The 20,544-nt window shown below is 73.3% G+C and carries 17 protein-coding genes; 5 read left to right on the plus strand and 12 right to left on the minus strand.

Annotated features, from left to right (window positions below; translation table 11 throughout):
* Positions 1–120: 120 nt before the first annotated feature.
* Positions 121–1,863 (plus strand): M28 family peptidase, encoded by a 1,743-nt coding sequence (locus ACLQ2V_RS17750; protein WP_425719606.1) that lies wholly within the window; start codon positions 121–123, stop codon positions 1,861–1,863.
* Between the two features lie 58 nt (positions 1,864–1,921).
* On the opposite strand, the gene ACLQ2V_RS17755 is transcribed toward ACLQ2V_RS17750, so the two are convergent.
* Positions 1,922–3,205: an MFS transporter gene (locus ACLQ2V_RS17755; RefSeq protein ID WP_425719607.1), complete on the minus strand. Its 1,284-nt coding sequence runs from the start codon at positions 3,203–3,205 to the stop codon at positions 1,922–1,924.
* 356 nt (positions 3,206–3,561) lie between these two features.
* On the opposite strand from ACLQ2V_RS17755, the gene ACLQ2V_RS17760 reads away from it, so the two are divergent.
* The 4 genes from ACLQ2V_RS17760 to ACLQ2V_RS17775 all read left to right on the plus strand — a co-directional run bounded on the left by ACLQ2V_RS17760 (position 3,562) and on the right by ACLQ2V_RS17775 (position 8,874).
* Positions 3,562–4,869, plus strand: coding sequence for a M28 family metallopeptidase (locus tag ACLQ2V_RS17760; protein ID WP_425719608.1), 1,308 nt, complete (start codon positions 3,562–3,564; stop codon positions 4,867–4,869).
* A 368-nt stretch (positions 4,870–5,237) separates the two neighbouring features.
* The gene (locus tag ACLQ2V_RS17765; protein WP_425719609.1) at positions 5,238–7,268 is read left to right on the plus strand and encodes an ABC transporter ATP-binding protein; all 2,031 of its coding nucleotides are present in this window, start codon (positions 5,238–5,240) and stop codon (positions 7,266–7,268) included.
* 266 nt (positions 7,269–7,534) lie between these two features.
* Positions 7,535–7,678: a hypothetical protein gene (locus ACLQ2V_RS17770; protein WP_425719610.1), complete on the plus strand. Its 144-nt coding sequence runs from the start codon at positions 7,535–7,537 to the stop codon at positions 7,676–7,678.
* On the plus strand, positions 7,678–8,874 hold the full coding sequence (locus ACLQ2V_RS17775; protein WP_425719611.1) for a YeiH family protein: 1,197 nt from the start codon (positions 7,678–7,680) through the stop codon (positions 8,872–8,874). Before ACLQ2V_RS17770 ends, ACLQ2V_RS17775 begins: the two co-directional genes overlap by 1 nt.
* A gap of 85 nt (positions 8,875–8,959) precedes the next feature.
* On the opposite strand, the gene ACLQ2V_RS17780 is transcribed toward ACLQ2V_RS17775, so the two are convergent.
* The 11 genes from ACLQ2V_RS17780 to ACLQ2V_RS17830 form a co-directional block, all read right to left on the minus strand.
* Positions 8,960–10,261: a sulfite oxidase gene (locus tag ACLQ2V_RS17780; RefSeq protein ID WP_425719612.1), complete on the minus strand. Its 1,302-nt coding sequence runs from the start codon at positions 10,259–10,261 to the stop codon at positions 8,960–8,962.
* A gap of 169 nt (positions 10,262–10,430) precedes the next feature.
* Entirely contained in the window at positions 10,431–11,078 is a 648-nt protein-coding gene (locus ACLQ2V_RS17785; RefSeq protein ID WP_425719613.1) for a hypothetical protein, read from the minus strand.
* Entirely contained in the window at positions 11,075–12,481 is a 1,407-nt protein-coding gene (locus tag ACLQ2V_RS17790; protein WP_425719614.1) for a selenium-binding family protein, read from the minus strand. The genes ACLQ2V_RS17785 and ACLQ2V_RS17790 overlap by 4 nt, the downstream gene beginning before the upstream one ends.
* A gap of 114 nt (positions 12,482–12,595) precedes the next feature.
* Positions 12,596–13,102, minus strand: coding sequence for an NUDIX domain-containing protein (locus ACLQ2V_RS17795; RefSeq protein WP_425719730.1), 507 nt, complete (start codon positions 13,100–13,102; stop codon positions 12,596–12,598).
* A gap of 10 nt (positions 13,103–13,112) precedes the next feature.
* Positions 13,113–13,811, minus strand: a complete 699-nt coding sequence (locus ACLQ2V_RS17800) for an N-acetylmannosamine-6-phosphate 2-epimerase (protein ID WP_425719615.1) — start codon at positions 13,809–13,811, stop codon at positions 13,113–13,115.
* Between the two features lie 3 nt (positions 13,812–13,814).
* Positions 13,815–14,723: an ROK family protein gene (locus tag ACLQ2V_RS17805; protein ID WP_425719616.1), complete on the minus strand. Its 909-nt coding sequence runs from the start codon at positions 14,721–14,723 to the stop codon at positions 13,815–13,817.
* The gene (locus ACLQ2V_RS17810; RefSeq protein WP_425719617.1) at positions 14,720–15,562 is read right to left on the minus strand and encodes a carbohydrate ABC transporter permease; all 843 of its coding nucleotides are present in this window, start codon (positions 15,560–15,562) and stop codon (positions 14,720–14,722) included. Before ACLQ2V_RS17810 ends, ACLQ2V_RS17805 begins: the two co-directional genes overlap by 4 nt.
* Positions 15,552–16,505, minus strand: coding sequence for a carbohydrate ABC transporter permease (locus tag ACLQ2V_RS17815; protein WP_425719618.1), 954 nt, complete (start codon positions 16,503–16,505; stop codon positions 15,552–15,554). Before ACLQ2V_RS17815 ends, ACLQ2V_RS17810 begins: the two co-directional genes overlap by 11 nt.
* Positions 16,506–16,507: 2 nt before the next feature.
* Positions 16,508–17,791 carry an ABC transporter substrate-binding protein gene (locus ACLQ2V_RS17820; protein ID WP_425719619.1) on the minus strand — a complete coding sequence of 428 codons (1,284 nt, stop codon included), beginning with the start codon at positions 17,789–17,791 and terminating at the stop codon, positions 16,508–16,510.
* Between the two features lie 30 nt (positions 17,792–17,821).
* Positions 17,822–19,420, minus strand: coding sequence for an FAD-dependent oxidoreductase (locus tag ACLQ2V_RS17825; protein ID WP_425719731.1), 1,599 nt, complete (start codon positions 19,418–19,420; stop codon positions 17,822–17,824).
* Between the two features lie 37 nt (positions 19,421–19,457).
* Positions 19,458–20,483, minus strand: coding sequence for a LacI family DNA-binding transcriptional regulator (locus tag ACLQ2V_RS17830; protein ID WP_425719620.1), 1,026 nt, complete (start codon positions 20,481–20,483; stop codon positions 19,458–19,460).
* Positions 20,484–20,544: the final 61 nt, after the last annotated feature.

The following is a 20,544-nucleotide window of genomic DNA, read 5'->3' on the forward strand; positions in this document are numbered from 1 at the left end:
CCTGGAACGAACGTCGCGGCGTCCCCCCGGACACCGTCGGGTCCCGCCCGTCCACCCCCGGCGGACGGAATCCGGTCACGCCCAGGTGCACGATCCCCCGACCTGCACCGAGGAGCATCCATGAGACGCACCACGTTGACCGCGGGCCTCGCGCTCGCCGCCGCCGTCGCCCTGGCGGCGTCGACGGCGACGCTGCCGGCCGTCGCCGCGTCCGCCCCGCCCGCCTCGCCCGCGTTCGCCGCGCTGGCCGCCCCGGACATCTCCGTGGCCAACGTCCAGGCCCACCTGACCCAGTTCCAGAGCATCGCCAGCAGCAACGGCGGCCACCGCCGCGCCGGCTCCGCCGGTTACACCGCCTCCGTCAGCTACGTCAAGAGCAAGCTTCAGGCCGCCGGCTACACGGTCACCGAGCAGACCTGCACGAGCTGCACGTACCAGGGCAACAACGTCATCGCCGAGTGGGCGGGCAGCGCGCCGGCCGACCAGGTGGTCATGTTCGGCGCCCACCTCGACGGCGTCTCCGCCGGCCCCGGCATCAACGACAACGCCTCCGGCTCCTCGGTGCTGCTGGAGAACGCCCTCGTGCTGGCCCAGCAGAACCCGACCATGACCAAGCGGGTCCGGTTCGCCTGGTGGAACGGCGAGGAGCAGGGCCTGCAGGGCTCGAAGTTCTACGTCAACTCCCTGAGCAGCACCCAGAAGGGCTACATCAAGGGGTACTACAACTTCGACATGGTCTCCTCCACCAACGGCGGCTACTTCATCAACCGGCTCACCTCCACCACCAGCGCCCCGTTGAAGGCGTACTGGGACTCCCTCGGGTTGTCGCCGGAGGAGAACGTCGAGGGCCAGGGCCGCTCCGACGACTACTCGTTCCAGCAGGCCGGCATCCCCACCTCCGGGTACGCGATGGGCGCCAGCGCCCGCAAGACCAGCGCCCAGGCGGCCAAGTGGGGCGGCACCGCCAATGCCTCCTACGACCCCTGCTACCACTCGTCCTGCGACACCACCAGCAACGTCAACGCCACCGGGCTCAACCGCAGCGCGGACGGCGTCGCGTACGCGATCTGGGACCAGGCCGTCGGCGGCGGCACCCCGGCCAACGACTTCTCCGTCGCGGTCAGCCCGACCTCCGGAAGCGTCGCCCGGGGCGCGTCGCGGACCGCCACCGTCTCCACCGCCACCACCTCCGGCAGCGCCCAGACCGTCGCCCTGTCGGCCTCCGGCGCGCCCAGCGGGGTGAGCGTGTCGTTCAGCCCGTCGTCGGTCACCTCCGGCGGCTCGTCCACCATGACCGTCGCCGCCTCCTCGACGGCGGCCACCGGCACGTACACCATCACGGTCACCGGCACCGGCGCGGTCACCCGCACCGCCACGTACAGCATCACCGTGACCGGCACCGGCGGCTGCGCCGGCGGCCAGGTGGTCGGCAACTCCAGCTTCGAGAGCGGTGCCACCGTCTGGACGGGCACCTCCGGGGTGATCACCAACTCCAGCAGCCAGGCCGCCCGCACCGGCTCCTACAAGGCGTGGCTGGGCGGCAACGGCAGCACCAGCACCGAGACGCTGTCCCAGTCGCTGACCGTGCCGGCCGGCTGCAGCACCTACACGCTGTCGTTCTGGCTGCACATCGACACCGCGGAGACCACCAGCTCCACGGCGTACGACAAGCTCACCGTCCAGGTCGGCAGCACCACGCTGGCGACGTACTCGAACCTGAACAAGGCCTCCGGCTACGTGCAGCGCACCTTCAACGCCGCCGCGTACGCCGGGCAGACCGTGACCCTGAAGTTCACCGGCGTCGAGGACTTCTCGCTGCAGACCAGCTTCGTCGTCGACGACGTGACCCTGACCGCCAGCTGACCGGAGCGGAGGGGGCCCGCCGGCGCCTGCGCCACGGCGGGGTTCCCTTCCCACCGGCTCACGCCCTTCGCCGGCCGTCGTGGCTGCCCGCCGCGCCGGCCGGCGCCGGGCTGGTCCCGGCTGGGGTCGTCTCGCCTGGGCTGGTCCCGGCTGGGGGCGTCCCGCCTGGGCTGGTCTCGGCCGGGGTCGTCCCGCCCGGGAGCAGTCGCTCGGCGAGCACGATCACCAGCGACACGAAGGTCAGCACCGCGCCGACCAGGAACGTACCCCGGGTCTCCACGGCGGAGAGCGCGACGCCGCCGATCAGCGCGCCGCCCGCGATGCCCACGTTGAACGCCGCCGAGTTCGCCGCGAAGCCCAGCTCGGTCCGCCCCGGGGCGACCTGGAGGATGCGCGCCTGGGTGGCCATGAACACGGGTGCCGCGGCGGCGCCGAGCAGGGCCAGCAGACCGGTCACGGCGGCCTTGACGTCGGAGAACAGGTACAGCCCGGTCAGCGCGACCGCCTGCAACCCCACCGTCAGCACGAGCGAACCGTGCGGGAACCGGTCGAGAAGCGGACCGACCCCGCTCACCCCGATGATGCCGGCCAGGCCGAAGACGAACAGCATCACGCTCACCGTCTGCGGGGCGAAGCCGGTCACGGTGGTGAGGAACCGCTCCACATAGGTGAACCCGGCGAACACGCCGGTCACCGAGACGGCGGTGGTGGCCAGCACGATGACGAAGCGGCCGGTGTGTGGGTCGGAGCCGTACGCGCCGTGGCTGTCCTCCGGCCGGGTCGTCGGCAGCAGCACCGCGATCACCACCAGCGCGACCACCCCCAGGGCGGTCAGCGCCAGGAACGGCGCACGCCAACCGCCCTGCTGGCCGAGCCAGGTGCCGGCCGGCACGCCCAGCACGGTGGCCAGCGAGCCGCCCACCGACATCACCGCGATCACCCGACCCCGCACGGCGGGGGAGAACAACCCCACCGCCACCGGGGCCAGCACCGCCCAGAACAGCGCCTGGGCCAGCGCCGTGGCCACCCGGGCGGTGAGCAGGACCCAGTACGAGTCGGTCAGCACCGACACCAGGGTCGCCACCACCATGACGGCCAGTACGCCGCTGAGCACGTACCGCCGGGGCCAGCCGCGGCTCACGTGCGCGAACGGCAGCGAGATCACCGCCACGGTGAGGCCGTACCAGGTGACGAGGTAGCCGACCGAGGACAGCGACACGTCGAGGTCGGTGGAGATCAGCGAGAGCAGGCCGATCGGCAGGTTCTCCGTGGTGTTGAAGGTGAACGCGGACAGCGCGAGGGCCAGCAGCACGATCACGCGCCGCCAGGTGCTGGAGGACATTGGTCAGCCGTTCCTTCCGGGGCGCCCGGGCGCCCTGAGCCGAGGGTCGGTCATTGGTCGGAGTGCGGTTCGTCCGGGTCGGACCCGCATCGGAACGACGACCTGCGTGACGTTCCCCGCGATCGACTCCCCGCGCGTCGAGTCTGCCGGTGTGTCGGCGGGACGGACCGCTGAACCCCGCCTCGACGGTATGACCAGGATGGATATTGACCAAGAGATTGACGTGTGTAAGTGTTTGTTGCTCTGGGGTGAACGTGCGCGTCCCCCGGCGCCGCCGGGCCCCGTCGCCGCGCCCGGCAGACGGGAACCGGTCACGCCCAGGTGCACGACCCACCGACCTGCACCGAGGAGCATCCATGAGACGCACCACGTTGACCGCGGGCCTCGCGCTCGCCGCCGCCGTCGCGCTGACGGCCTCGACGGCGACGCTGCCCGCCGCCGCCGCCGTCCCCGCCCCTGCCGTCCCCGCCCCGGCCGCCGCCGCGCTGGCCGCCCCGGACGTCTCCGTGGCAGCCGTCCAGGCCCACCTGACCCAGTTCCAGAGCATCGCCAGCAGCAACGGCGGCCATCGCCGCGCCGGCTCCGCCGGTTACCGGGCGTCGGTCAGCTACGTCAAGAGCAAGCTTCAGGCCGCCGGCTACACGGTCACCGAGCAGACCTGCACGAGCTGCACCTACCCCGGCAGCAACGTGATCGCCGAGTGGCCGGGCGGCCCGAGCAACCAGGTGGTCATGTTCGGCGCGCACCTCGACGGCGTCTCCGCCGGCCCCGGCATCAACGACAACGCCTCCGGCTCCTCGGTGCTGCTGGAGAACGCCCTGGTGCTCGCCCGGCAGAAGCCGACCATGACCAAGCGGGTCCGGTTCGCCTGGTGGAACGGCGAGGAGCAGGGCCTGCAGGGCTCGAAGTTCTACGTCAACTCCCTGAGCAGCACCCAGAAGGGCTACATCAAGGGGTACTACAACTTCGACATGGTCTCCTCCACCAACGGCGGCTACTTCATCAACCGGCTCACCTCCACCACCAGCGCCCCGTTGAAGGCGTACTGGGACTCCCTCGGGTTGTCGCCGGAGGAGAACGTCGAGGGTCAGGGCCGCTCCGACGACTACTCGTTCCAGCAGGCCGGCATCCCCACCTCCGGGTACGCGATGGGCGCCAGCGCCCGCAAGACCAGCGCCCAGGCCGCGAAGTGGGGCGGAACGGCCGGCGCTTCGTACGACCCCTGCTACCACCGCTCCTGCGACACCACCAGCAACGTCAACGCCACCGGGCTCAACCGCAGCGCCGACGGCATCGCGTACGCGATCTGGAACGTCGCCGTGGGCACCGCCGTCGCCCCGGTCGGCGGCGTCGCCGCCATGGCCGACGAACCCGCCCTCGCGACAAGCCCGATCTACGCCATCGTCAACCGAGGGACCTCCCTCGCCGTCCAAGTCTGGCCCCAGTACTGGCCCGCCGGCCAGACCATCGCCCTGTCCGCCTCCGCCGCTCCCAGCGGCGTGAGCGTGTCGTTCAGCCCGTCGTCGGTCACCTCCGGCGGCTCGTCCACCATGACGATCACCGCCTCCCCGACGGCGGAACGCGTCGGCGGCTACCCCATCACGATCACCGGCACCAGTTCGACGACGACCGCGACCACCAAGTTCTGGCTCTACACCTCGTAACGGCGGCGGCGAACGATCCGCCGGCGGCACCCTCCCTGACGCCTCGGTCGGCCGTCGTGGCCTCCCCGCCGCGACGACCGGCCGAGGCACTCCGGGCACCAGCCGCTCACCCAGCACGGTCGCCGGCGACACCTCGGCCAGCGCCGCGCCGACCAGAGCCCGAACGCCGCGCCAGGTGGCCAGCGGCATCCGTCGCCTCTCCTTCCCACGGGCATGGCCGTGCCGCCGGTGCCGGTCGACCCGGCGGGCCCTGCGACACGTGTTCGACACGCCGTTGACGCGCAGACATCGCACCGTAGCGCACAGTAGGCTCCCTCTGCTGACCGGTCCGCCGCTGGTCGCGGCGGCGCTTTCCGCTTGGAGGGGCCGTGGATGGAGCCGTCCGTCAACGCCGATCACCTGACGCCGCACCGCCCGCCGATGCCGAAACCACCGGGACGTCGTCGGACGCCTCGACGGCCCCCGTCGATGCCTCTCCGGCCCCCGGCGGGCACGACGCCGAGGCGTCGGTGCTGCCGGAGTTGGAGGCCCGGGCGTGGATGCACCACGCCGAGCACGTCGCCCACACCACCTTCTGGTCGGTGGCCCGCAGGCTGCCCCGGCTGGTCCGCGAGGCGGTCGCGCTGGCCTGGGCGACCAGCCGCCGCGACACCGCCGCGTCCATCGGGCTCAACGTCGCCGCCGGGGTGATGACCACCCTCGGCCTGCTGGCCACCACGGGCGTGCTGCGCGAGCTCTTCGCGGCCGGCCCCACGCCGGGGCGGATCCGGGCGGCCCTGCCGGCCCTGGCGCTGACCGCCGCGGCCGTGCTGGCCAAGGGTGGGCTGACCATCGCCGCCGGTTGGGCCCAGGCCCGCCTCACCCCGCAGATCAACTACCAGGTCGAGCTGCGGCTCTTCGAGGCCACCACGGCCGTGGAGCTGGCCGCGTTCGACGACGCCGGGTTCGCCGAGGAGATGGACCGGGCCCGGGACCGGGGGGTGGCCGAGGCGGCCTCGATCGTCGACGACACCGTCAACCTGATCACCGGCGTGGTCGGGGTGCTGGCCACCGCCGCGGCCGTGACCGTGATCCAGCCGCTGTTGCTGCCGTGCCTGCTGCTCGCTGCGGTGCCCGAGGCGGCGACCGCAGTGAAGATCGCCCGCCGGCGGTACCTGGACATGCTGGCCCGGATCAACCGGCGTCGCCGGATGTGGATGCTGGCCAACCTGATGGCCAACCGGCACACCGCCGCCGAGATCCGGGCGTACCAGATGCGGGGCTTCCTGCTCGGTGAGTACCGGCGGATGATGGCCGCAGAGACGGCCGCCCATCTGCGACTGGTCCGCTCCCAGACCCGTACGCGCGTGCTCGGCACCTCCGCCGCGGGCCTCGCCACCTTCGGCGTGTACGCCGTCCTCGCCGCCCTGCTGCTGAACGGCATGGTGGCGCTCGCCGCCGCCGCGACCGCGCTGATCGCCCTCCAGCCCGCCAGGTCCAGCCTCGGCATGGCGGTCTTCGCCACCAACTCCCTCTACGAGGACGCGCTCTACTACCAGGACTACCGCGACTTCCTCGACCGGGTCCACGGCCGCAGCGCCGTGCGCGGGGATCGGCCGACCGACGGCTTCGACGCCATCGAGCTGGACGCGGTCAGCCTCCGCTACCCGGACACCGACACCCCGGCCGTCGACGCGGTCAGCCTGACCATCCACCGGGGACAGGTGGTCGCCCTGGTCGGCGAGAACGGCTCGGGCAAGACCACCCTGGCCAAGCTGATCGCCGGTTTGTACCGGCCCACGGGCGGGGTGATCCGCTGGGACGGGGTGGACACCGCCGAGCTCGACCCCCGCCAGGTGGCCGGGCATGTCGCGGTGCTCACCCAGGACTGGTGGAAGTTCCCCTTCACCGCCGGCCAGAACATCCGCATCGGCCGGCACGACCGGGCCGCCGGGCACCGGGGGCCCAGCATCGAGGACGCCGCGCGGGCCGCCGCCGCCCACGACATGATCGCGGGCCTGCCCTTCGGGTACGACACTTTGCTCGATCGCGAGTTCAAGGACGGCCACGACCTTTCCGGCGGCCAGTGGCAGCGCCTCGTCGCCGCCCGTGGCCTCTACCGCGACGCCGCCCTGCTGATCTGCGACGAGCCCTCGGCGGCGCTCGACGCGCGGGCCGAGCACGCCCTCTTCCAACACCTGCGCCGCCGCCCCGAACGGGCGGTCGTGTTGATCACCCATCGGTTGGCCAACGTTCGGCACGCCGACCAGATCTTCGTGATGGAGCGGGGCCGGCTGGTCCAGTGCGGCACCCACGACGAGTTGGTCGCCGCCGACGGGCTCTACCGGGAGCTGTTCGATCTGCAGGCCAGCGGCTATCTCGGCGACGCCGCCGACCGCCGGCCGCCGGCTCCCCGCTGACCGCGGGTGCGCCTCCGGGTGGAGGCCGACCGCCGCGACGAATGCCGGCCCGGACCTTGTATTCCTACCGGGAAAGTAGGAAACTCGATACGTGCGGATCATTCTCCGGCTCGTCACCCGCCGGGTCGTCGACCTGATGCGGGTCGCCTCCGGGCTCTGTATTGGGCCGGGGCGCGTCGGCGGCTGACCGTGAGCCGGCCCCGTTGCGCCCCGGTCCCGCCGTCCTCCCCGCCTCCCGCATCTGCGCGCACTCGAAGGAAACCCCCATGAGCGACACCCCGCAGCCGCCGCCGCCCACCGCGCCGGAGTCCCGGTTCGCGTTCAACGAGGACTGGGCGGCCACCGTGCTGGGCCTGCTCCTGCTCGGCCTGGTCCTGGTCGGCGCGATCCCCGCCTGGCTGGTGCCCTGATGAGCGCCGACGCCGTCCGGACGACGGACACGACGGACCCGGCCGACACGGTGGCCAGCACCGACACGGCGACCAGCACCGACACCACGGCCACCCCGGCCCGTCCCGCCGTCGCCCCCGCGCCGGCCCGGCCGGGCTGGATCGCCGTCGGGCTGCTGCTGCTCCTGGCGTTGGCCGGGCTGACCCGCTACCTCGAACAGCAGGTGCCGGTCCTCGCCGAGGGCACCGCGCTCGACGACGTCGCGAAGGCGATCGAGTACCCCGTCTACGCCATCCTGCTGGGCCTGCTCGGCAACGCCCTGGTCACCCTGCTGGGCTGGCGGGACCGGCTCTCCGCCGCGTTCCGCACCGAGTTCTTCATCAAGACGGGCCTGGTCCTGCTGGGCGCCTCGATCAACCTGGCCGTCATCGCCAGCGCCGCCGGCCCGGCGATCGCCCAGGCGATCCTGCTGATCAGCGGCGTCTTCCTGTTCACCTGGTGGCTGGCCGGCCGGTTCGGCCTGGACGACAAGCTGCGCGCCCTGCTGGCGTCCGCCGTGTCGATCTGCGGGGTCAGCGCGGCGATCGCCGCCGCCGGGGCGGTACGCGCCCGCCGGGAGCAGTTGGCCTACACGGCCAGCCTGGTCATCGTCTTCGCCCTGCCGTCGATCTTCCTGCTGCCCTGGCTGGCCGGCGTGCTGGGTCTCTCCGACGAGGTGGCCGGCGCGTGGATCGGCGGCAACATCGACACCACCGCGGCGGTCACCGCCGCCGGGGCGCTCGCCGGCGAGGAGGCGCTGCAGATCGCCAGCATCGTCAAGGTCACCCAGAACGCCCTGATGGGCGTCGTGGCGGTCGCCCTCACCGCGTACTTCACCCTGCGGGTGGAGCGGCGGCCCGGCGCGGCCCGGCCGGGGCTGGGGGAGCTGTGGCGTCGCTTCCCGAAGTTCGTCCTCGGCTTCGTCGCCGCCTCGGTGATCGCCACCTGGTACCTCGACGCGGCGGGCGCCGACGGCAAGGCGACCATCGCGATCGTCAACGACCTGAGGGTGTGGTTCCTGATCCTGGCGTTCGTCAGCATCGGCCTTGAGGTGCGGGTGACGGCGCTGCGCGAGGCGGGCTGGCGGCCCGTCGCGGTCTTCGCCAGCGCCACCGTGTTCAACCTGCTGCTGGCGCTGGGCCTCGCCGCGCTGCTGTTCCGGGGCGTGTCGGTGTGACGCGTCGTCGGCGGGGGTCGGCAACCGGTCCCCGCCGACGCCGGCCCGGCCCGGACCAGACGCCGCCCCGACCCGCCGCCGGCGCTCAGCAGACCGTGACCGGGTGCCGGACGACGCCGTCGAAGAGGTACCCCAGGTCGTTCGGGCGGGCCCGGTCCGGCTGCCCCGCACCGGTGACGTCGGTGGCCCGCGCCCGCAGGGTCACCGGGCCGGAGGCCGTCGGCCGCCAGCGCGCCGTCCACCGCTGCCACACCCCGCCGGCGTCGGCGGCGACCAGGTCGGCCGGCCGCCAGTCGTCGTCGCCGGTACTGACCTGCACCGACCGGATCGGGCCCGCGCCCGACCAGGACCGGCCGCGCAGCAGCACCTCCGCGCCGGCCGGCACCCGGGCGGCCCAGGGCAGCTCGAAGGCGCTCTTCACCGACTGGGGGCCCAGCTCCGCGCCACCCGCCGGCCGGTCGGGGCCGAACATCCGGTAGAGCTGGGTGTTCCAGGGCGAGAAGAGCGGGGTGGTCGAGACCTCCACCGGGCCGACCCACTTGATCGAGGAGATGCCGATCCAGCCCGGCACCACCAGCCGCACCGGGAAGCCGTGGTCCGCCGGCAGGGCCTCGCCGTTCATCTCGTACGCCAGCAGCACGTCGTCGAGGGCCTTGCCGATCGGCAGCGGCCGGCGGACCCGGCCGAGGTTCACCCCGCCGGTGACGTACTCCGGGTCCAGCCCCTGCGGCATCACGTCGACCGCCGCCGGAGTCAGCCCGGCCCGCCGCAGCACCTCCGACAGGCGCACCCCGCGCCAGTGCGCCACCCCGACGCCGCCCAGGCCCCACGCCACCCCGGGGGCGGGGCGGTCCTGCTGGCCGGCGAAGAACCGACGGCCGTTGCCGGCGCACTCGATCAGCGCGGTGACCCGCTCGGCGGGCAGCCGGCGCAGGTCGTCGTAGCCGAACTCGACCGGCCGATCCCGGGTGGGCCCGCCGGCCAGGCCGTCACCGAAGAGGCTCAGCCGCCAGGTGTCGGCGTCGACGATCGGGGTGTGGGTGTGGTTGCGGACGAAGAAGCGGTCGGTCGGCACGACGTACCCGTGCCCGGCCATCGCCTCCCAGCGCATCTCGGCGTTGGTCTGGTGCCGGGTGAAGAGCCCGCCCGGCAGCGGCTTGACCACGCCCGAGCCGCCGGCCGCCGGGCCGGGGTCGGCACCGACCGGGGCGGGCGCGACGGCGACCGGGTCGCGTTCGGCCGCCGCGGCGGCGAGGGCGGTCATCGCCGCCCCCAGCTCCAGCAGGTGCGGGCGGGACACCCCCGCGCCCCGCGCCCGGCCGGCGAGCCACTGCCGGGCCCGCCGGGAGTCGTGGTCAGCCTCGTCGTACGACAGGGAGTGCGGCATCGAAGGTCCCTCCGGTTCGGCGGAAACTCCTATTGAACCAGTAGGAGTTTCCGCCCGGGAGGCACCCGCCCGGGAGGCACCCGCCCGGGAGGCACCCGCCCGGGAGGCACCCGCCCGGGAGGCACCCGCCCGGGAGCCGGCCCGCCGCCCTCAGCCCGCCGTGCCGCCCTCAGCTCACCGCGCCGGCCACGGTGATCATCCCGGCGGCCACCAGCACCCAGGCCCAGAGCCGGTCCACGTTGAGCCACGCCCGCCGCAGCATTCCGACGCCGAGCACCTCGTACACCGCCAGGGCGGCGGCCAGCGCCACGGCGAACATCGCCACCGTGTGCACCCCGGCGGCGGCCAGCCCCGGCAGCGCGCCGGCCGGTGCGGCCGACAACTGCCCGGCGTGCCCGGCGTGGCCGCCCGCCGGGACCGGCTCGGTGAGCAGCACCGGCAGCAGCATCAGCCCGGCGCCGTGGGCCGAGGACATCAGGAACGACCACCCGACGAGCTGGAGGTCGGACGGGCGCATCCCGGCCCAGCGGAAGTGCCGCCGCGACAGCAGCCGCCACAGCCCGAAGCCGACCAGCAGCACCCCGCCGACGACCGCCACGGCGGTGCTCGCCACCACCGACCGGGTCGCGGTGACCAGGGCGGCCACCACGCCCACCGAGGCGAGGTGACCCAGGGCGATCGGCGGCAGGGCCAGCAACAGCACCCGCCGGCTGCGTTCCTGCAACCCCCGGCCCACCGCGAAGAGCCAGCCCATCGCCGGGTTCAGCCCGTGGAACGCGCCGAGCCCGGCCAGCGCCAGCCAGGTCGCCCCGGTCACGGGAAGCAGTACGAGTCGGATGACGCGTCGCCGCCCTGCAACCGGGTCTGGTGCACCCGCAGGCCGCGGAACTCCTCCCCTCGGGGGAAGAACCGCGGGTCCGGGGTGAGCCCGCCGGCGTCGGGGTCGACGTCCAGCTTGGCCAGCCAGGCACCCACCCCGTCCGGGTAGAACTGGTCGTCCCACGACCCGTACAGGGAGTTGGAGACGTAGACCCGGCGGCCGTCGCGGCTGACCTCGACCATCTGCGGGCCGCCGGAGAGCGGCTCGTCGGGGAAGCCCGGGTGGGCGGTGCGGGCCACGATGCCGCCGAGGCGCACCGAGCCGGTCTGCACGGGGTGGAACGGGTCGCTGACGTCGTACTGGCGCAGCTCGCCGGTGCCCCAGCAGGAGACGTAGAGGAACCTGTCGTCGACCGAGAGGTCGATGTCGGTGACCAGCGGCGGGACCGCCCCGAACGGCTTGAGCAGCTCCGGCAGGTCGGCCGGATCGGCCGGCTCGGCGGGAATGTCGATCACCTTGGTCACGGCCCAGGCGTCGCCGTCGCGGTGCCACAGCCAGACCGAGGCGGAGAGGTCCTCGACGCTGATGACCACCCCGACGAAGCCGTACGTCTGCCTCGGGTCGTGCGCGGGGCGCAGCTCCAGGGGCATCTGGTACGCGTCGCCGAGGTCGACCCGCTGCACGTGCCGGCGCTTGGCCAGGTCCCAGAAGTGGATGGCGTGGCCGTACCGGCGGCCCAGCAGCAGCTCGCCGACGATCCCGTCCTCGATCATCGACGGGGTGCCCCACTCGCTGGTCACCAGCACATCGTGGTTGTAGTGCCACCAGAAGTCGTACGCGAGGAACTGCGGGCCCCGGTCGGCCTCCCACGCCCCGCGCACGTCGAAGCTGGTGTGGTCGAGGATCGCGATGCCGCCGGGGCCCTCGGCCCCGTCGGCTGCGCCCAGGGCGGAGAGGTAGATGCCGTCGGGCCCGCAGTGCACGGTGTGCGGGCGAGAGTATCCGGCCCGCTTCGCCAGCTCCTCCGGGCCGATCACCTTGACCAGCTTCGGGGCGCGCGGGTCGGGCTGGGTGTCGTACACGTGCACCCGCGAGGAGCGCAGCCCGGGGACGATCAGGTAGCGCCGCTCCACGTGCGGATGCGGGGCGCTGGGGCAGAGCGCGCTGCTGCACGCGTTCCACCCGAAGTGGTGCACCTCGTCGCCGGTGTGCGGCAGGTCGGTCCAGCCGACGACCCGCCCGTAGTCGGGGGAGTCGGGGTCGGTGTCGACGACCGCGAGGGCGTCGGGGCGGGTCGCCGAGCGGTCGAACGCGGCCACGTAGGCCAGCTTCTCGGCCGGGGCCTGGGCGGCCTCGCGGGGGGAGGGATAGAAGGAGGGGTCGGGGGTCCAGCGGCTCATCGCGCCTCCGGGGTGGTGTCGGACCGGCCGCACCGACGGTCACCAGTGAGTGACCGCTAGCCTACGGAAACACTAGGATTTGTGGATAGCCTCTCCGGGTGGTCGTCCCACCTCTCAGGAGCCGGCGAGGAAGTCGGCCAGCACCCGGGTGTGGGTGGAGAAGGCCAGCTCGACCGGCTCGGTGACCACCAGCCACTCCGTGGCCTCCGCGGTGGGCGCGGTCGGCGGCAACTCCTGCGCCGCCCGCTCGGGCAGCGTCCCGAAGACCATCATGGTGCCGCCGGCCGGTGCGCTGTGCACCGCGAAGAGCTCCGCGTCGGCGGCGTCGGCGCGCAGTCCGGTCTCCTCGCGCAGCTCCCGGACCAGGCCGTCCTGCCACTGCTCGCCGTACTCGATGAAGCCGCCGGGGAGGGCGAGCAGGCCGCGCGCGGGCTCGATGTCGCGGCGGATGACCACCACGCCGAGGCCCGCGTCGGTGCGCACCGGCTGCACCGCGACCGCCACCGGCAACGGGTTGCGCCACACCGACCGGCCGCAGGCCGCGCAGACCCGGGGCCAGCCGGCGTCCGCCGGATAACCGGCGCCGCAGAAGGAACAGTGGGAGTACGGTGCGCCGGTCACGGCGGGCACGTTACCTCCTCGCCGCGGCGGCCCCGGCGGGGGTGGCCGGCACCAGCCGGCGGGTGATCCAGAGCGGCGAGGTGACGGCGTTGCCCATCACCACCGCGTGCGCGCCCGCCGCGAACGCCCGGCCGATCTGCTCGGTGCTGCGGTACCGCCCCTCGGCCAGCACCGGCACCGGCACCGCCGCCGCGAGCCGCGCCACCAGCTCCAGGTCGGGCCCGTCGGTGCGCGGACTGGCCGCCGTGTACCCGGAGAGAGTGGTGGCCACCGCGTCCGCGCCGGCCCGCACGGCCGCCACCCCCTCGGCGACGGTCGAGATGTCGGCGAGGAGCAGCGCGCCGACGGCGTGGACCGCCGCGACCGTGTCGGCGAAGTCGCGCCCGTCCGGGCGCGGCCGGTCGGTGCCGTCGACCGCGACGACGTGCGCCCCGGCGGCGGCCACCTCGACGGCCAGCTCCGCCGTGGGGGTGATGAAGACGCCGGCCGTGCCGTGCTTGTACAGGCCGATCACCGGCACGCCCACCGCGGCGCGGATGGCGGTCACGTCCGCCGGCCCGTTGGCCCGGATCGCCACGGCCCCGCCCCGCACGGCCGCGGCGGCCACCCGGGCCTGGACGTACGGGTCCCGCATCGGGTCGTCGGGCTCGTCGGGCAGCGGCTGGCAGGAGACCACCAGCCCACCGGCGAGCGCGTCGAGAATGGTCACCGTTCAGTCCTCCTCAGGTGTGATGGCGAGCCGGGCGGCGCCGACGACCACCGCGTCGACGCCCAGCGCGGCCGGCAGCAGCGGCACGCCGGCCCAGCCCGACGGCAGCTCGGCGGCGTACGCGGTGGTGGCCGCCGGCAGCAGCGCCCCGGCCGCGCCGCCGGCCACCAGCACCACCTCGGGGTCGAGCACGCAGACCAGCCCCGCCAGGGCCGCGCCGAGGCTGGCCCCGGCGCGGTCGAGCACCTCCCGGGCGGCGGCGTCGCCGGCCGTGGCCCGGGCCGCCACCTCCCGCCCGGTGACCCGTTCGCCGGTGGCGTGGGCGTACCCGGCGGCCAGCCCGGTGCCGGAGGCGACCGCCTCCAGGTGCCCGTAGCGGCCGCAGCCGCAGCGCAGCCGCCCCGCGCCCGGTGCCGGCAGGTGGGCGACCGCGCCGGCCGCGCCCCGGGCCCCGGGGTCGAGGCGGCCGTGCCGGACCAGCGCCCCGCCGAGGCCCGTGCCGACGGCGACGAGCAGCAGGTGGGCGCGGTCGCGTCCGGCGCCCACCCAGCTCTCGCCGAGGGCGGCGGCGTGCACGTCGTTGACCACCCGCGCGGGCCGGCCCAGTCGCTCGGCCAGCTCCGCCGCGACCGGGGTGCCCGCCCAGCCGGGCAGGCTCTCCGTGGCGTACCGGATGCCCCCGGTCGCCGGGTCGACGGTGCCGGCGGTGCCCACCCCGATCGGCCCGGCGGCGGTGTCCAGCAGCTGCGCGGCGAGCCCGGCGGCGGTGTCCAGCACCGCCGCCGGGCCCGCCCCGGCCGGGGTCGGCGCCCGCCGCCGGCGCAGCACGGTCCCGTCGGCGGCGACCAGGGCCGCCACCGTCTTGGTGCCGCCGATGTCGATGCCGACGCCGACCCCCGCCGCGCCGGTCATCCCTTCAGGCCGGTGTGCGCCAGCCCCTCGACGAACTGCTTCTGCGCGATCACGAAGACCACCAGGACCGGCAGCGCGGTCATCGACGCCGCCGCCAGCTGCACGTCCCACATCGGCCCGCCGTACGCGTCGACGAACTGGGTCAGCGCCTGCGGCAGGGTGAACTTCTCCGGCGAGGAGAGGAACACGATCGGCTCGAGGTAGAGGTTCCAGCTGTGCAGGAAGGTGAAGATGGCCACCGCGCCCAGCGCGGGGCGCGACAACGGCAGGGCGATCTTCCAGAAGGTGGCGAACCGGCCCAACCCGTCGACCCGGGCAGCCTCCTCCAACTCCCCGGGCAGGGCGATGAAGAACTGCCGCATGATGAACGTCGCCATCACGCTCGGCGCCCCGAAGATCGGCACCAGGATCAGCGGCCAGTGGGTGTCGACCAGCCCCAGCTTGAAGAACATCTGGAACAGCGGGACGATCGTCACCTCGCTCGGGATGAGCAGGCCGGCGAGCACCACCAGGAAGAGCAGGTTCTGCCCCCGGAACCTGATCCGGGCGAAGGCGTAGCCGGCCAGCGCCGCCACCACGAGGGTGCCGGCGGTCACCAGGACGGAGATGTAGACGCTGTTGAGGTACTGCTGCCCGAACGGCTGCAGCTCGAACACCCGCTGGTACGCCTCGACCCGCGGGCTGCTCGGCCAGAGCTGCGGCGGGAAGGCGAAGATGTCGGCCACCGGCTTCAGCGACGAGGTGACCATCCACCAGGTGGGGAAGACGAAGGGGATCGCCAGGACCATCAGCACCCCGTAGAGCACCAGCTTCGTCCTGGTCGACAGGTCACGACTCATGGAAGACCCATCTCTTGCGCATCTGCCACTGCAGCACGGTCAGCGCGAGCACGATCGCGAAGAGCACGATCGACAGGGTCGCCCCGTAGCCGAAGTGGTGGAACTGGAAGGCCTGCTGGTAGAGGTAGTAGACGAGCACGGTGGTGGAGGTCCCCGGGCCGCCCTGGGTGAGCACCGCGATCTGCGCGAAGACCTGCAACGACCCGACCACCGTGATGATCGAGGTCAACATGATCGTCGGGCTGATCAGCGGGACGGTGATCCGCCAGAACTGCCGGCCCCGGCTCGCCCCGTCGACCTCGGCGGCCTCGTACAGCTCCCCGGGGACGCCCTGCAGGGCGGCCAGGAAGAGCACCATGTTCAGGCCGACGTTCTTGAACACCTGCACCACGATCACCGCGAGCATCGAGGTGCCCTCGCCGCGCAGCCAGTTCGGCCCGTCCACGCCGACGGTGTCGAGCAGGCCGTTGATCCCGCCGTTGTCCTGCAGCAGGAAGCCCCAGACGATCGTCCAGGCGACCAGGGAGACCACCACGGGAGAGAAGAACAGGGTGCGGAAGACGACGGTGCCGCGCAGCTTCTGGTTGAGCAGCACCGCCAGCAGCAGCGCCAGGGAGAGGTTGAACACCACCAGCCCGACCGAGAAGAGCCCGGTGGCCCGCAGCACCCCGCCCAGGTTGCCGTCCTCGGCGAGTTGGGCGTAGTTCTCCCCGCCGACGTAGTCGAAGGTGCCGGCGAGGACGTTCCACTCGTGCAGGCTGTACCAGACCACCAGCACCAGGGGCAGGATCACGAAGACGAGGCTGCCGGCCAGCTGCGGGGCGATGAAGAGGTACCCGGCGAGCTGGTCGCGTCGCCGGATGGTCCACCACGGGGGCTTGGGGCGCGGGGCGCCGGGCCCGGTCGTGGTGACCGGGCCCGGCGTGGTGTCCGTCGAGGACATGGTCACTTCGCCAGCAGCGGCTGGATCTTGGCGCACACGCCGTCCAGGACCGCCTTGACGTCGGCGTCGGCCTGCCAGAGCGGGTCGAGGCCGGCGCGGACCTGCTGGCTCAGCTCGGCCTGCCCGGAGTGGCTGGGCTTGACCACGCCGCCGGTGATGCCGTCGACGACGACCTGCTGCAGCTGCTCGGGCTTGAGCTTCGGGTTGGTCTTGCCCAGCGTCTCGGCGGTCAGCAGCGACTGCCGCGGCGGCGGGAAGAACTGGGCCAGCTTCGCCGAGTTGGTGGGGTTGGTGAAGTAGGCCAGGAAGTCGGCCGCCGCGTCGGCGTGCGGGCTCTTCTTCATCACCCCGATGCCGGCCTGGCCGAGCACCGAGTAGTTGCCCTTCGGGCCGGCCGGCAACGGCACCAGGTCCCAGCCGAAACCGTCGTCGGTGAGCAGCGACGCCCGGGAGATCTGGGTGACCGTCATGGCCGCGTCGCCGGCGAAGAAGTCCGCCGTGGTGCCCGGGCCGGGCAGCGCCTTGTCGGTGAAGATCGCCTTGTGCAGGGTGGTCATCGCCGCCACCATCTCCGGGGAGCCGAAGCCGCAGGACTTGCCGTCCTCGCTCCACGCCTGCGCGCCCCAGCCGGTGAAGAAGGTGGAGAGGTTGTCCCAGCCCTTGTAGTCGAAGTCCCGGAACACCAGGCCGGCCTTGCCGGACTTCGCCGCCGAGGCCGCGGCGGTGGAGAACGCGTTGTCCCAGTTCCACTGCCCGGCGGCGATCAGCTCCGCCGGGGTCTTCTGCCCGGCCTTCTTGACCATGTCGGTGTTGACGAAGACCCCGAACGGCGAGTTCGAGAACGGGTACGCGTAGAGCTTGCCGCCGTCCTGCCACAGCTTCGTGGTGGCGGGGGAGAGGTCGTCGTAGGCGTACCCGTCGGTGGACTTGAGCTTCTCGTCCAGCGGGAGCAGCGCGCCCGAGGCCACGAAGTCCGGGGCCGAGTTCTCGAACACCCAGGCCAGGTCGGGGGAGTTGCCGCCGGCGATCTGGGTGGTCAGCGTGGTGGTGTAGTTGTCGAACGGCAGCGGGTCGAAGGTGATCGACTCCACGTTCGGGTGCGACTTCCTGTACTCGTCGGCGATCTCGTTGAACAGCTTCAGGTGCGCCTCGTTGGCGGACCAGACCGTCATCCGCAGCTTCGCGGGGCCGCTGTCGGCGGCGTCGTCCCCGCCGCCGCAGGCGGTCAGGGCGAGCGCGCCGGTCAGCGCCACGGCGACGCCGCGCAGGGCCTTACCAGTCTTCACAGTGTTCTCCTCAGCACAGGGGGGTGGGTGTCAGTAGCCCGCGACCTGGGGCCAGCGCAGTTCCACGCCGGCCGCCGTCAGGCGGTCCTGGAAATCGGTCAGCAGGCGGGGGGTGTCGCGGACCGCGCGGGGGGACTCGCCCCGCTCCAGGCAGAAGTCGGCGAGCAGGCCGGCGACCTCGCCGACGTTCCACTCGACCGGGTGCAGCCGGTAGCTGCCGTTGGTGACGTGCGTGGTGCCGATGTTCTTGCCGGCCGGCAGCAGGTTCTCCACCCGCTGCGGGATCAGCGCGCCGAGCGGGATCTCGAAGGGGCAGGAGCCGACGTCGATGTAGTTGTCGCCGCCGGTCGACGGGTGCAGGTCGATGCGGTACATGCCCACGCCGACCGAGTCCGGGTAGCTGACCGCGCCGTGCGCGCCGCGCACCGCCAGGGAGAGGTCCTGCTCGACGACCGTGTACTCGGCCCGGATCCGGCGCGACTCCCGGATGTAGGGGGCCTGGGCCAGGCCGTCGGCGCTGCCGGTGACGTCGCCGCGCAGCCGCAGCCCGGGGAAGCCGGTGCCGCCGTCGGGCCGGGGGGCCTCGGTCTGCATCCAGTACAACACCGAGTACGACAGCTCCCGCGCCTGCGACAGGTGCCAGGACGCGTTCGGCACGTCGATGACCGGGCTCTCGAAGTAGTCGATCATCGGCCAGTTCACCAGCGTGATGTCGCTGCCGTATGCCCCGTCGACGAAGTTGCGTCGGGCGGCGATGCGCCGGAACGTCCAGAGGTTGCCGTCGCCGGGGTTGAGCCGCTGGTCGGCGTTGACCGCGAGCGGGTCGTCGTCCGGGTTCGGGGTGAAGCTGCGCTCGACGATCTCCAACGTCCGGGGGTGCGGGGAGCGCCAGGACAGCAGCCGGTCGCCCCAGAAGTCCGGCTTGTAGTCGCGCCAGAAGTCGTACCCGGCGGGCCGGTCGATGGTGTGGTCGCCGTCGACGTGGTCGAGGGCGAAGCAGACCGAGACGGCCTGCATGTTCATCGGCTGCGCCTGCGCCGGCGCGCTCGGCTCGCCGGTGACCTCCCGCGACTCGAAACCGGTCACGTACTCGACGCCGGCCAGCGGCAGCAGCTCGCCGGTCTCGGTGGCGTCCAGCACGTACGGGGCGCTCAGCTCGACCAGTTCGTCGGGCCGGTCGCGATGCGCGACGGTCACCCCGGTGACCCGGTCGTCGTCGCTCGCCGCCCCCACCGGCCGGTACGGCTGCAGCACCCGCAGCCGCCCCGATCCCCGGTACGGCGCCAGCATCTGCTCCAGCACCGCCACCGCGACCCGGGGCTCGTGGCACAGCCGGCTCACCCAGCCGGCCCCCGGGTTGAGGTCCGTCCAGGCCCGGGACCGCTCGGTCAGCGGGTAGTGCCGCCGGTAGTAGTCCCGGATGCCGCTGCGCAGCTCACGGTAGCTGGCGGTGACGCCGAACTGCTCGACCCAGGAGTGCTCGTCCGGCGGGACCGCCTGACTGGTGAGCTGCCCGCCGAGCCAGTCGAACTCCTCGGTCAGGACGACGGTCCGGCCGGCCCGGCAGGCGGCGAGCGCCGCCGCCACCCCGCCCAGCCCGCCGCCGACGACGAGGACGTCCGCATGCATCGATACCACGTGGTTCCTTCCATTGCGCGATCGCCGTTCAGGCGCGGTCGACCGCCGGATCGGGGGCGCCGAGGGTGTCTCCCTCGACCAGTTGGCACGGCAGCAGGCGCTGCCCCGCGCCGTCGGCGCTGCCGTCGATGACCGAGGTCAGCACCTCGACCGCCTGGCGTCCCATCTCCTCGCGGGGGATGTGGAAGCCGGTGAAGGTCAGCGCGGTGGGCACCGCCACGGTCGGGTCGCCGAGGGTGACCACCGACAGGTCCCCGGGCACGGTCAGCCCGCGCCGGCGGGCGGCCACCTCGAGGGCGACCGCCGTGGCGAAGTCCTCCACGAAGACCACGGTGCTCGCGTCGACGCGCAGGTCGTCGAGGATCGCCTCGGCGTCGCGCCCGGTGCCGGTCAGCACCCGGGCGCTGGCCGCCGCGCCGCCGCGGGCGGTGTAGCCGCGGCGGCGGTCCTCCGACGACTCCGCGTCGGTGCCCAGGGAGAGGTACGTCAGCCGCCGGTGGCCGTGGCCGAGGGCCCGCTCGACCAGCGCGGCGACCGCGGTGGCGTAGTCCGCACCGACGTACGGCACCGGGCCGCCGGCGTCGTCGCGCCGGCCGATCGCCACGTACGGGAAGCCGTCGCGGTTGAGCCGGTGCAGCTCGTCGGCGTCGATCTCGCGGCCGAGCAGCAGGCATCCGTCGGCCAGCCGTAGCCGGTTGTCCTGGTGGAAGATCCGCCGCCGCCCGTCGATGACCGGGGCGCTGGTGAACAGCAGCAGGTCGCAGCCGATCCGCTCGGCGTACTCCTCGATGCCGAGCAGGAACGGGTGGAAGAAGTCCCGGCTGCCGCTGGGGAACGCCGGCTCGTAGGTGAACACGCCGATGATCCGGTTGAACCGCGCGGCCAGCCGGCGGGCCACCGGGTCGGCGGCGTAGCCGGTCTCCCGGATGGCCCGCAGGACCCGGTCGCGGGTCTCCGGGGCGATCCGCACGTCGGCGTCGGAGCGGTTGTTGAGCACCAGGGAGACGGTCGCCTGGCTGACGCCGGCCAGGCGGGCGATGTCACGCTGCGTCACGCGGCGCGGCGAAGCGGGCACGGGGGGTCCTCCGGTCGTGCTAATGCGTATTAGCGAGTGG

Origin of the sequence: Micromonospora sp. DT233 (assembly GCF_049841815.1) — a bacterium.
GTDB lineage: Bacteria > Actinomycetota > Actinomycetes > Mycobacteriales > Micromonosporaceae > Micromonospora.

What these genes read in the sequence shown, in the direction of transcription:
- ACLQ2V_RS17750 (WP_425719606.1), top strand. Translation starts at nt 121, where the DNA reads ATGAGACGCACCACGTTGACCGCGGGCCTCGCGCTCGCCGCCGCCGTC.
- ACLQ2V_RS17755 (WP_425719607.1), bottom strand. Translation starts at nt 3,205, where the DNA reads ATGTCCTCCAGCACCTGGCGGCGCGTGATCGTGCTGCTGGCCCTCGCG.
- ACLQ2V_RS17760 (WP_425719608.1), top strand. Translation starts at nt 3,562, where the DNA reads ATGAGACGCACCACGTTGACCGCGGGCCTCGCGCTCGCCGCCGCCGTC.
- ACLQ2V_RS17770 (WP_425719610.1), top strand. Translation starts at nt 7,535, where the DNA reads ATGAGCGACACCCCGCAGCCGCCGCCGCCCACCGCGCCGGAGTCCCGG.
- ACLQ2V_RS17775 (WP_425719611.1), top strand. Translation starts at nt 7,678, where the DNA reads ATGAGCGCCGACGCCGTCCGGACGACGGACACGACGGACCCGGCCGAC.
- ACLQ2V_RS17780 (WP_425719612.1), bottom strand. Translation starts at nt 10,261, where the DNA reads ATGCCGCACTCCCTGTCGTACGACGAGGCTGACCACGACTCCCGGCGG.
- ACLQ2V_RS17790 (WP_425719614.1), bottom strand. Translation starts at nt 12,481, where the DNA reads ATGAGCCGCTGGACCCCCGACCCCTCCTTCTATCCCTCCCCCCGCGAG.
- ACLQ2V_RS17805 (WP_425719616.1), bottom strand. Translation starts at nt 14,723, where the DNA reads ATGACCGGCGCGGCGGGGGTCGGCGTCGGCATCGACATCGGCGGCACC.
- ACLQ2V_RS17810 (WP_425719617.1), bottom strand. Translation starts at nt 15,562, where the DNA reads ATGAGTCGTGACCTGTCGACCAGGACGAAGCTGGTGCTCTACGGGGTG.
- ACLQ2V_RS17815 (WP_425719618.1), bottom strand. Translation starts at nt 16,505, where the DNA reads ATGTCCTCGACGGACACCACGCCGGGCCCGGTCACCACGACCGGGCCC.
- ACLQ2V_RS17825 (WP_425719731.1), bottom strand. Translation starts at nt 19,420, where the DNA reads ATGCATGCGGACGTCCTCGTCGTCGGCGGCGGGCTGGGCGGGGTGGCG.